Below are 11,942 nucleotides of genomic sequence, written 5' to 3'. Positions count from 1 at the left end.
CGCCACGTCCTCCGCGTAGAATCCGCCCCCGCCAGCCAGCTCCAGCCAGCCCTCCGCACCCAGCTCTACCCCAAGCCCGGCGACGCGATCGACCAGGAGCAACCCGTCCTGTTCGACGTAACGACCGGCAAGCAAACCGTGATCGACCCTACCCTCTTCCCCAACCCCTACCAGCTCTCCCCCCCGCGCTGGCGCAGCGACGGCAAGAGCGTCGCGTTCGACTACGTCCGCCGCGGGTTCGGCCAGGCGCGGATCATCGCGGTCGATGCCGCAACCGGCACACCCCACGCCGCCGTCACCGAGGACGCGAAGACCTTCGTCTACGCCGACCGCCGCTTCGCCTATGAAGTCGGCGGCAAGGGCGACGAGATCGTCTGGGCGTCCGAACGCGACGGCTGGAACCACCTCTATCTGATCGACGGCCGCAACGGCCGCGTGCGCAACCGCATCACCACCGGCGCATGGGTGGTGCGCGACGTGCTCAAGGTCGACGACGCCAAACGCCAGATCTGGTTCGTCGCCAGCGGGATGACGTCAGGCGAAGACCCATACTTCCGCCACGCCTACCGGATCGACTTCGACGGCAAACACCTGACCGCCCTCACTCCCGCGAAAGCCGACCACGACGTCCGCTTCTCCCCCGACATGACGCATTATGTCGATACCTGGTCGCGGGTCGATCTCCCCAACATCAGCACGCTCAACCGCGCCAGCGACGGCACGGTCGTCGCGACGATCACCCGCGGCGACGACACGCAGCTACGCGCCGCCGGATTCCGCCCGCCGCAAGTGTTCGTCGCCAAGGGCCGCGACGGCGTCACCGACATCTGGGGCGTGGTGGTCCGCCCGCGCGACTACGATCCGACCAGGAAATACCCGGTGATCGAGAACATCTACGCCGGCCCGCACGACAGCTTCGTCCCCAAGGGCTATTGGCCGTTCGGCTTCCATTCGGGCGGCGACAAGGTGATCGGGATGCAGGAGCAGGCCGATCTCGGCTTCATCGTCGTCCAGATCGACGGAATGGGCACCGCCAACCGCTCCAAGGCGTTCCAGGACGTCGCGTGGAAGAACCTCGCCGACAGCGGCTTCCCCGACCGCATTTTGTGGCACAAGGCGCTGGCGAAGGTCGACCCCGCCTATGACATCAGCCGCGTCGGCATCTACGGAGCGTCGGCGGGCGGGCAAAGCACGCTCAACGCGCTCCTCTTCCACGGCGATTTCTACAAGGCCGGGGTCGCTTATGCGGGCTGCTACGACAACCGGATGGACAAGATCAGCTGGAACGAACAGTGGCTCGGCTGGCCAGTCGATGCGAGCTACGCTGCCGCGTCGGGCGTGGACCATGCCGCGCAATTGACCGGCAAGCTGCTGATGATCGTCGGCGAGCAGGACAGCAACGTCGACCCTGCGTCCACGATGCAGGTCGCGAACGCGCTGATCAAGGCGGACAAGGATTTCGAGCTGCTGGTGGTGCCCGGCGGCGAGCATAGCGTCGGCCGCTCGACCGGCCCGATCGACTATGTCGCGCGGCGGCAGTTCGATTTCTTCGTGCGCAATTTGGCGGGGGAAGCGGTGCTGGCGTGGAATGCCACGCCATCGTCATCGCGGTAACAGCCCCCACCCCCCGTTCGGGCTGAGCGAAGTCGAAGCCCTCCGTGAAACGCAGGCCCTTCGACTGCGCTCAGGGCGAACGGAGGATGCGCTATACAGAAACAGGCTCACCGTGGCGTCAGCGTCACCTCCACCGGCGCAGCACCAAGCGGAACCGTATAACCGCCCCGCTCCGCCACCCCGCCAACCGGCGCATACCCCCGCGCGCCCGCAACCGTCGTCTCGACGAACACCCGCGCCACCGGCGTCCCCGCCACCGCCGGATCGAGCGTCAGCGTCACCGCCCCCGTCGCAGGCGCGTACGAAGCCCGCGCGATCTTCCCTACCTCCAGCGTGATCCACACCCCCGCAGGTGCCACGAACACCCGGCTCCGCGCCCCGTCGCGCGGGACGATCGCTACCACCCCGCCGCCCTCGGTCACACTCCCGCCAAACCCGAGCCAGCCGAACGTCGGGTCGCGCACCAGATAGCTCGCCGCGCTAATGGCATGGCCGTACAGCCCCATGCCGTAATCCCCGCTATACGGGTCCCACCGCATCATGTCGGGCGCGGAGTGGAAGGCGGCGGATGAGAAGCCGTCGCGGTCGATATTGGTGATCCCGCCCATCATTCCGCCATACGCCACGCGCAGCAGCCGCAGATCCTTAGGGTCCGCGCGATACGCATCGAACAACGGCACCGCGTTGAGCGTCGAGCCATAATGGTGGATCTGCCGTTCGATCCGCGGATATTTGCCGCCGTACAGGAAGTCCCAGTAGCGCCGCGCGTTGCCGTTATAGCCCCAGCTCGGGATCGTCGGATCATAACCGAGGACCACGCGCCGCGTCGCATCCGCCTGCGGCTGATATCCGAAATAGCGCATCCAGGCATAGACTTCGGGCTGGCCGGTCGAATCCCACGCCATCTCGCTCCCGAACGGGAATGTGAGCGTGCGCCAATGGTCCGCGCGGCCCTTCATCAGCCGCTCGAATTCGCTCGCCTCGCTGGTCAGCCCCTCGCGCTTCAGGTCCTTGAGGATGTCGACGAACACGTCGCCCTCCATCAGCCCGAACTGCGTATAATAAGGCGCATCGCGCATCATCGCGACGGTCGTCAGATAGGCGTGGTCGAGATACCAGCGCCACGGATGCCGCAACACCACCCCCGGATGGTTTCGCGCGACGCGGTACAACACCCAATGCGCGATCGCGACATGCGGATAATTATACGCACGCCCGAGGTCGCCCGCGTCCTTCTTCGACCAGGACGTCCAGGTCGTCCAGTTGGTCGCCGGGTCGTAATAGCCGGGGTGAAGCTTGGGATCGTAATAGAAGATGCTCTTGCGCACCGCGCCCGCCTGCGCCCCTTCGGAAACCTGCAACCGCCCCTCGATCGTCTCGTCGATCAACCGTTCGAGCTTGGCGATCTCGCCCGCCTCGGGAGAATCGAGCTGCTTGACCATCGCCGCGACCCAGCTTCCCGCGCCCCCCTCGTCGCTCATCCCCGAGATCCATACGCGCGGGTCCTGCGTGACAACTTTCCCGGCCTCGCGGTCGAAAGTCAGGATCGCGGGGATGCGGCCGAACGGATCGGTCTTGTCCTCATACCATTGCCGCGTTGTCGCAAAATGCCCGAGGTCGGCCATCACTCGGTCGAGCGGCTTGGTGATGAAATAGCTGACGGTCTGCACGCTCCCGTCGGCATAATGGACCAGCAAGCTAGCCCGCCCCCAGCCGCTCGCGCGCACGGCATAACGCGCCCAGCCCTTCGCCCCCGCGACCGGGGTCGCGGTCAGCGCGCCCGCGGGAAGGCTTTCCACGCGCACCACGCGCTGCGGGGATTTGAGGAACAGCGTCGCATCCTGGTCGGTCGGGACGACATAGCCCGGAATCCCGACCGCAACCGGCCGCCGGTTCGCGACCAAAGTATCCTCGATCGCGCCGATCGCAGGCGCAGTGACGAAGCGCACGCCAATCTCGCGCCGCGCGCCAGGCGCAAGCGTGAAGCTGGTGGGCGCATTCCACTGCGCGTCGGCCTTCGCCCATTCGCGCTCGGCGAACCCCTTGCTCGCGACCGTCCAGTCGTAGAAGCCTTCGGAGGTCTGCCCGCGCTTGCTGCGATCCGTGAAGATGTCGCCCACGGGGGCCTTGCCCGCTTCGAGGATCGGGCGATACGCCTCCAGCGGTGTGCCGCGCTCGGGCAGGACGAGCAGCGCGGGCCCCTCCCCGTTCAGCCGCGTGACCTGCAAATACCCCGCATCGCGCCCGATATAGGGATCTACGAAACTCGCCTGCGCATGCGCCTGTTCGAGACTGCGATCGGTGATGATGTTGTCGAACACCATCGGCAGCCCGAGCCCGCCCACTTCGACCGGCGCGCGGCTGGCGTTGATCAGCGTGAAGCGCAACGCGAGCACGCCGTGATCGTCGACCCAGCGCCGCTCGACCCGGAGCGGGTTTCCCACCCCCAGCGACGCGGTGATGTCGGCGGCGGCAAGCACCCCGCCGCCGCTCCGCAAGAGACGGATCGGCTGGCGATGCTGCGCGGACGCAAAGTCGGTCCACGCCCCGCCGGGTGCCCGGACTCGCAAGTGAATGTCGCCGACATGGACATACCCGTCACCCGCGCGCTCGGCTTCGCGGCTACCGGGGACGAAATCGAACCCCGGCAGCGTATTTGGCGACAGGCGCGCCAGGGTCTGGGTATCGCTGCGCAGCGCCACACGAAACGCGCGCGTCTTCAGGCTTGTCACGACCACCGGCGGATAGGAGACTTTGATTGCGACGGGTTTGCCATCTTCCGCACGACTGATCGTCGACGTGAACAGCGTACCGCCGATCACGGAAGCAAGAAGGACGGTCCGCAACGGCAACATAGGATGGCTCACAATCGATCAGGGCGGGTGGAACGTGAAACGCCACGTCCGATGCGTCAATGTATATTATACCGTATATTATTTTGTGGAAATATCCGGCGGTACACGGCAGACCCGTCATGCCGATAGTCGGATGGGAGAATGAGATGCGCGCGAACCGGCGGGAATGGATGTGGGGCATGGCCGCGGTCACGCTGGCAAATGCGCCTGCGCGCGGGATGGCGGCGGTCGCGACGACTGCGCTTCCGGCTAAGGCCAAGCCGCTGCCGCTGTCGTCGGTCCGGCTGCTCCCCTCCGCCTATGCCACCGCGGTCGAGGCGAACCGGACGTATCTGCTGCGGCTCAGCGCGGACCGGCTTCTCCACAATTTCATGGCCTATGCCGGGCTTCCCCCCAAGGCGCCGATCTACGGCGGCTGGGAAAGCGACACGATCGCGGGCCACACGCTCGGCCATTATCTCACCGCGCTCGTGCTGATGCATCAGCAGACTGGCGACGCCGCGTGCCGCACCCGCGCGGACTATGTCGTCGCCGAACTCGCGCGCGCACAGGCCAAGCGTGGCACCGGCTATGTCGGCGCGCTCGGGCGCAAGCGGAAGGACGGGAAGATCGTCGACGGGGAGGAAATCTTCCCCGAAGTGATGAAGGGCGACATCCGCTCAGGCGGGTTCGATCTCAACGGGTCATGGTCGCCGCTCTATACGGTGCACAAGGTGTTCGCCGGGCTGCTCGACGTCCACGCCGGCTGGGGCAACATTCAGGCGTTGCAGGTCGCGACCGGCCTCGCGGAGTATTTCGCCAGGGTCTTCGCCGCACTCGACGATGCGCAGATGCAGAAGTTGCTCGGGTGCGAATATGGCGGGCTCAACGAAAGCTATGCCGAGCTGTCCGCGCGCACCGGCAACCCGCGCTGGCTTGCCGTCGCGGAACGGCTGTACGACCGCCGCGTGCTCGACCCGCTCGTCGCGGGCGAGGACAAGCTCGCCAATTTCCACGCCAATACGCAGGTGCCAAAGCTCGTCGGCCTAGCGCGCATCCACGAGCTCAACGGCAAGCCCGAGCCTGCCAATGCCGCGAAGTTCTTCTGGCAGACCGTCACCGGCCACCACAGCTACGTCATCGGCGGCAACGCGGACCGAGAATATTTCACCGCGCCCGACACGATCGCGACGCACATCACCGAACAGACGTGCGAGCATTGCAACAGCTACAATATGCTCAAGCTGACCCGGCAGCTCTACGGCTGGCAGCCCGACGGCGCGCTGTTCGATTATTACGAGCGCGCGCATCTCAACCACGTGATGGCGGCGCAGAACCCGCGCAATGCGGGCTTCAGCTACATGACCCCGCTGATGTCGGGCGTAGCGCGCGACTATTCAACCCCCGCCGACGACGTCTTCTGGTGCTGCGTCGGCAGCGGGATGGAAAGCCACGCCAAGCACGGCGAATCGATCTTCTGGGAAGGCGGCAACACGCTGCTCGTCAACCTCTACATCCCCGCCGAAGCACAGTGGCGCACGCGCGGCGCGACGCTCCGGCTCGACACACGCTACCCCTATGAACCCGAATCCCGCCTGACGCTGACGACGCTCGCCAAACCCGGCCGCTTCGCGATCGCGCTACGCGTGCCTGGCTGGGCCGCAGGCAAGGCCGTCGTGCAGGTCAATGGCGCGCCAGTCGAACCGGTGTTCGCCAACGGTTATGCGCTGGTCGAGCGCCGCTGGAAGAAAGGCGACACCGTCTCGATCGGGATCCCGCTCGACCTGCGGATCGAAAGCGCGCCGGGCGATGCGGACACCGTCGCAGTACTGCGTGGGCCGATGGTGCTCGCCGCCGATCTCGGCCCCGTGGCGGACAAATGGGACAAGGCCGACCCCGCGCTGGTCGGCACCGACCTGCTCGCCGCCTTCACGCCGGTCGCGGGAAGCGCGGGCAGCTATGCGACGCGCGGGATCGTTCGCCCTGGCGACCTGACCTTCGTCCCCTTCTACAGCCAGTATGAACGCCGCAGCGCGGTCTATTTCAAGCGCTTCACCGATGCCGCATGGAAGCGCGAGGAAGCCGCCTTCCTCACCGAACAGGCGCGCGCACGCGATCTCGCCGCCCGCTCGGTCGACACGATGCATCTCGGCGAAATGCAGCCTGAACGCGACCACGGGCTGACCTCCGAGATTTCCTACCCGGTCAGCTATCGCGGGCGCAACGGGCGCGATGCGCGCTCGGGCGGCTATTTTGAATTCGCGATGAAGACCCGGCCCGGCCCGCTGGTGTTGCAGGCCAGCTATTGGGGCGACGAGCGCGCGCGCGACTTCGATATCCTCGTCGACAACGTCCGGATCGCGACCCAGCATCTCGAGGCCGACCAGCCCGGCAAATTCTTCGACGTCGACTATCCGATCCCGCCTGCGCTCACCAAGGGCAAGGCGAGCGTCAAGGTCCGCTTCCTGCCACACGACAAGTCGTCCGCCGGGCCGGTGTTCGGTGCCCGACTGATGACCGCCGCACCCGCCGCGAAACCGGGGCTGACCGCGTGAGCGCACCCGACACCCGCCCCGACGTCCGCCTGTCGCTCGACGCGCTGCGCGATCTGGCGCGCGCGAAACTGCTCGGGGCGGGCCTGTCGCGCGCCCATGCCGAGGCGGTCGCCGAGACGATGGTCGCGGGCGAACGCGACGGCTGCGCGAGCCACGGCATCTACCGCCTGCTCGTCGCCGCCAACAGCATCGCGCGCGGCGTGGTCGTCGTCGATGCCGAGCCGCGCATGAGCGAACCCGCCACCGCGCTGGTCCGCGTCGATGGCGGCGGCGGGTTCGCGCAGCTTGCGTTCGAAAGCGGCAAACCCCGCCTGATCGAAAAGGCACGCGCAGGCGGCATTGCCGCGCTCGCGATCACCAATGTCGTGCATTTCGCGGCCTTGTGGCCCGAGGTCGAGGCCCTCGCGGACGAAGGTCTGGTCGCGCTGGCGGTGACGCCGAGCCACGCCTGGGTCGCGCCCGCAGGGGGCACGCGCCCCGTCTTCGGTACCAACCCGATCGCATTCGGCTGGCCGCGCCCCGGCGGCGAGCCGTTCGTCTTCGATTTCGCGACCAGCGCGGTCGCGCGCGGCGAGATCGAGCTCCACCGCCGCGCGGGCAAGCCCGTCCCCGACGATTGGGGCTATGACGCCGCCGGCAACGCGACGACCGATGCGCAAGCCGTGCTCGCAGGCGCGATGCGGACGTTCGGCGGGCACAAGGGCTCGGCACTCGCGGCGATGGTCGAACTGCTCGCGGGGCCGTTGATCGGCGAGATGACCAGCCGTGAATCGCTCGTGGCGGACGCGGGGCGTGGCGGATCGCCGATCGGCGGCGAGCTGATCCTCGCGATCGATCCGGCGGGGTTCCTCGGCGCGGCGGTCGCCGAGCATCTGGAACGCGCCGAGGCGATGTTCGCCGCGATCGAACGCCAGGGCGCGCGGCTGCCCTCGCAACGCCGCTACGCCGCGCGGCAGCGCAGCCTGGCCGACGGGGTGGTCCTCCCCGCGGCCTTGTACGACGACATCATGGCGCTGCCGCAGGGAGAATGACGATGACGACGATTCCGCGGAAGATCCTGCTGCTGATCGCGCTTGGCGGGACGATGCTCGGCAGCGTCGCGGTGCAGGCCGCCCCCCAGCGCAAGGCCACCGCGCAATCCGCCGACGCGCGATTTCAGGCGCTCTACACATCCGAATACCAATGGCGGCAACGCCAGATGGAGCAGGACGAGGACACCCCCAGGGGCAAGAGCGCGAAACTCCCCGATGTCGGCCCGGCGGCGCAGGCCGAGCGCCTCGCCCGCTGGAGTGCGACCGAAACCGCCTTGAAAGCGATCGCCCCTGCCAGCCTTTCGCCCGCGAACCGCGTCAATTACGTCGTCTACAAGCAGCAGATCGACGCGCTGCTCGCCGAGCAACGCTACCGCGAATATGAAAAGCCGCTCAACGCCGATTCGAGCTTCTGGGGCAATATCGCGGGCTCCGCGCGCGGCAGCTTCCGCTCCGCGCAAGACTATCGCAACTATATCGCGATGCTGCGCGACATCCCGCGCTATTACGACCAGCAGATCGCCAACATGCGCGCCGGCCTCGCGCGCGGCTTTACCCCGCCGCAGATCACGCTCCAGGGCCGCGACGCCGGCGTAGCGCAAGTCGTTGAGGCAAAAGGCGTAACCGCCTCGCCCTTCTACGCGCCGTTCGAGACTTTCCCCAAGACGATCCCCGCCGCCGAACAGGCCACCCTCCGCGCCGAGGGCAGCGCCGCGATCACCCAGGCGGTGGTGCCAGCCCACGCGAAACTGCTCGCCTTCCTGCGCACCGACTATATCCCGCACGCCCGCGTCGCGCTCGCCGCCTACGACCTGCCCGACGGAAAAGCCTATTATCAAAGCAAGATCCGCGAATATACGACCCAGGATCTGACCCCCGACCAGGTCCATGCGGTCGGCCTCGCCGAGATCGCCAAGATCCGCGCGCGGATGGACACGGTGATGCAGCAGGTCGCGTTCAAGGGCGATTTGCAGGCGTTCTTCAACCACTTGCGCACTGACCCGCAATTCTACCCCAAGACCCCCAACGAACTGCTGTACCGCGCCGCGTGGATCGCCAAGACCTTCGACGGCAAGGCGTCGCAATACTTCGGCCACCTCCCGCGCAGCCGCTTCGCGATCAAGCCGGTCCCCGCCGACATCGCGCCCTTCTACACCGGCGGGCGCGGCGGGCCGGGGATCTACCTCGTCAACACCTACGACCTGAAGTCGCGCCCCTTTTATTCGCAAATCGCGCTGACGCTCCACGAAAGCGCGCCCGGCCACGCGTTCCAGATGCCGCTCGCGGGTGAGAATACCGCGCTGCCCGCGTTCCGGCGCGATACCTATCTGTCGGTCTACGGCGAGGGCTGGGCGCTCTATTGCGAGGCGCTCGGGGAGGACATGGGGATGTACGAGACACCGTACGACACCTTCGGCTTCCTGAGCTATCAGGCGTGGCGCGCGGCGCGGCTGGTGGTCGATACCGGCATCCACGCCAAGGGCTGGACCCGGGCGCAGGCGCAGGCGTATCTCCATGACAATACGGCCTTGTCGGATCACGAGATCGAGACCGAAGTCGACCGCTACATCGCCTGGCCCGGGCAAGCGGTGTCCTATTACATGGGCGAGCTCGCCTTCCTCGCCGCGCGCGACAAGGCGCAGAAGGCGCTGGGTGCGAAGTTCAACATCCGTGCGTTCCACGATGCGATGCTCGAGATGGGGTCGGTCCCGGTCCCGGTGATCGAACAGCGCACCGACCAGCTGATCGCCGCGGGTGGCAAGGGGCCGTATCCCGACGAGGAATGAGGCGAGCGGGGATGCCCCAAACGCCGTCATGCACCGCGAACGTGAGACCGCTGCGTGAAGGCAATCGGAGGTTTGCCCGCCACCCCGCGCCCCAAAAGCTGCCGTCATGCTGAACTTGTTTCAGCATCCACCGCGCAACAGGCATAGTCCGGAATCGCGGAGCGCTGGATCCTGAAACAAGTTCAGGATGACGGACGGTTTAAAACGCTCGTCTGCGCCGTGATTGATACTGGCTGGCGCCGCCCGTCCTACCGAACCGTCCTTTGCCGTTTTCCCGCGAAGGCGGGAATCCAGAGCCACGCAAAACAACGGCTTACAGATCTCGCGACTCCTGGACTCCCGCCTTCGCGGGAGAACAGCGATGGTTGCGCAGAGGCTATGCCTACGAATGACGGAAGGAAGTGAACCTCAGCGCGCGCCGTCGGCCATTTCCGCCTCGATCAACGCCACCGGAATAATCCCCGGCGCCCACATCGCCTGCAACGCCGCCGCCGCGTCGAAGCGCGTGCCGTCGCGCTCGGCACGGTCGGACAGGTCCGACAACAGCCGGTCATATTGCAGCTTCCCCGTCACGTAGCTCGTCCCATAGCCCGGCTGGCGCAGGTACAGCAGCTGTTCGAACCCGACGAGATCGCTCTTGGCATCAGAGAACCCGCGCGGCGTCCAGCGCGCGTGATATTGCCCCGCCTCCGCCAAGGTCATCTCGTTCGCCTGCACCTTGAGCGACGCCAGCCCCCGCGCCGCCCGGTTCGCGAGCATGATCCACACCAGCTCGCGCCCGCGCGGCAGATCGTCGTACAGCCCGGTGTGGAGCGCGATTTCCTCCATCGCGGTCGCGAACCCCTCGGAGCGTTCTTCCCAAATGTTGTAGAGCAGCGGCCCCTGCCGGATCGGGTTGGCCTGCGGCTCGTGCTTCAGGCGCGCGAGGTCGATCCAGTGATAATCATGGCTGTACAACGGCAACGGGTCGCGCGCGGTGACGTGCGAGAAGAAGTTGCGCTCGGCGAGTGGGGTGAACGGCACTTGCTGCGCGGCGATCGCGGCGCGGTAATAGGGTTTGTCCGGCACCATCCCCGTGGTAATCAGGAAATCCGCAAACCGCCGCGCCTTCTCGGCGGCCAGTTTATTGTAGGCGGCAGGATCCTCGATCGGATCGAGCGGCGGCAGCGCACGGTTGCGCACTTCCTCCAGCCGCAACGACGCGCGCGACCGGTCGAGCTCGCGCTGGAGCAACGCGACCTGTTCGTCATAGCCGTACGGCAGCAGGTGGACGTTGCGCATCGCCCAGTCATAGTCCGCCTTGCCCACCCCCGATGGCCCGGTCTTCTTGGGTGCTTCCGCCGCGATCCACGTCGCGAACGCATCGGTCGCCGCGCGCGCCGCGCGCACCGCGGGCAGCGCCGAGCGTCCCGCACCCGACAGATCGGCGTGCTTCGCGCCTTCCAGCGTGCGCATCGTCAGCGTCCCCGCCTCGAGCTTCGCCAGCACCGCCGACTGTTCGCGGAACGCCCGCGCGCCATACAACCACAGGTCGCGCGCGTTGCTCTCGCCGAGCTCGCCGCGCGCCTGCGTCAGCAACGCCGGCACGGTCTTGAGCATCGCGGTTAGCTGTCGCGCATCCTTTGCCGACAGCGGATAATCGAACGCAAACAGGTCGATCTTCGGGGCGTTGGGGCCTTCGTGCGCGGGCACGTCGCTCTCTTCGCCCCACACCGTCTGGTAGAAGCCGGGATCGCGCGCCCATGGCCGCAGCACGCGCAGGTTGAAGTCGAGCCCGTTCATCTCGGCCTCGATCAGTTGCGCGTCGATCCCGTCCGCCTTGCTCCAGCCGGTCCGGTCGAGCGCCGCCAGCCGCTGGCGGAACGTCGCGAGCCCGGCAGCCTGGCGCGCCATCGTTGCGGGGGAATAATCGGGCACGCCGTCGACCAGCGGCGCGTCCGCCAACCGCCGCCATTCCGTAAAGAGCGCGACCAGCGCGGGTCGCCCCGGCGTCGCAGTCGTCCGGGCGGGCGGTTCCTGCGCCTGAAGCGGCACTGCGGTCGTCGTCGTCAGCAGCGCGAGCAGCAGTGCGAAGCGTGTGGAATGGCGCATCATGTTTCCCCCTGTGATTGAAAAGCCGCC

Annotated in this window: 6 protein-coding genes; 4 read left to right on the top strand and 2 right to left on the bottom strand. The window is 67.0% G+C overall.

Features of this window, described 5'->3' with window-relative positions:
• Positions 1-1,614: DPP IV N-terminal domain-containing protein (locus tag QBJ92_RS14615; RefSeq protein WP_277970434.1), on the top strand; the 1,614-nt coding region annotated here is incomplete at its 5' end.
• Between the two features lie 107 nt (positions 1,615-1,721).
• On the opposite strand, the gene QBJ92_RS14610 is transcribed toward QBJ92_RS14615, so the two are convergent.
• A complete protein-coding gene (locus tag QBJ92_RS14610) occupies positions 1,722-4,469 on the bottom strand; it encodes a DUF5695 domain-containing protein (RefSeq protein ID WP_277970433.1) in 2,748 nt (915 codons plus the stop codon).
• Positions 4,470-4,615: 146 nt separating this feature from the next.
• Between QBJ92_RS14610 and QBJ92_RS14605 the strand changes: the two genes are divergently transcribed.
• From QBJ92_RS14605 to QBJ92_RS14595, 3 genes are read left to right on the top strand one after another with little or no spacing between them, the layout of a single operon-like run.
• On the top strand, positions 4,616-7,003 hold the full coding sequence (locus tag QBJ92_RS14605; protein ID WP_277970432.1) for a glycoside hydrolase family 127 protein: 2,388 nt from the start codon (positions 4,616-4,618) through the stop codon (positions 7,001-7,003).
• A complete protein-coding gene (locus QBJ92_RS14600) occupies positions 7,000-8,034 on the top strand; it encodes an Ldh family oxidoreductase (RefSeq protein ID WP_277970431.1) in 1,035 nt (344 codons plus the stop codon). The genes QBJ92_RS14605 and QBJ92_RS14600 overlap by 4 nt, the downstream gene beginning before the upstream one ends.
• A gap of 2 nt (positions 8,035-8,036) precedes the next feature.
• Positions 8,037-9,821, top strand: coding sequence for a DUF885 domain-containing protein (locus QBJ92_RS14595; RefSeq protein ID WP_431358412.1), 1,785 nt, complete (start codon positions 8,037-8,039; stop codon positions 9,819-9,821).
• A gap of 408 nt (positions 9,822-10,229) precedes the next feature.
• On the opposite strand, the gene QBJ92_RS14590 is transcribed toward QBJ92_RS14595, so the two are convergent.
• Positions 10,230-11,912 carry a DUF885 family protein gene (locus QBJ92_RS14590; protein WP_277970430.1) on the bottom strand — a complete coding sequence of 561 codons (1,683 nt, stop codon included), beginning with the start codon at positions 11,910-11,912 and terminating at the stop codon, positions 10,230-10,232.
• Positions 11,913-11,942 lie beyond the last annotated feature (30 nt).

The sequence above is a fragment of the Sphingomonas echinoides genome, from assembly GCF_029623395.1.
Classification (GTDB): domain Bacteria; phylum Pseudomonadota; class Alphaproteobacteria; order Sphingomonadales; family Sphingomonadaceae; genus Sphingomonas; species Sphingomonas echinoides_A.
The sequence above is the reverse complement of the archived record's forward strand: the minus strand, read 5'-3'. Positions and strand labels throughout refer to the sequence as shown.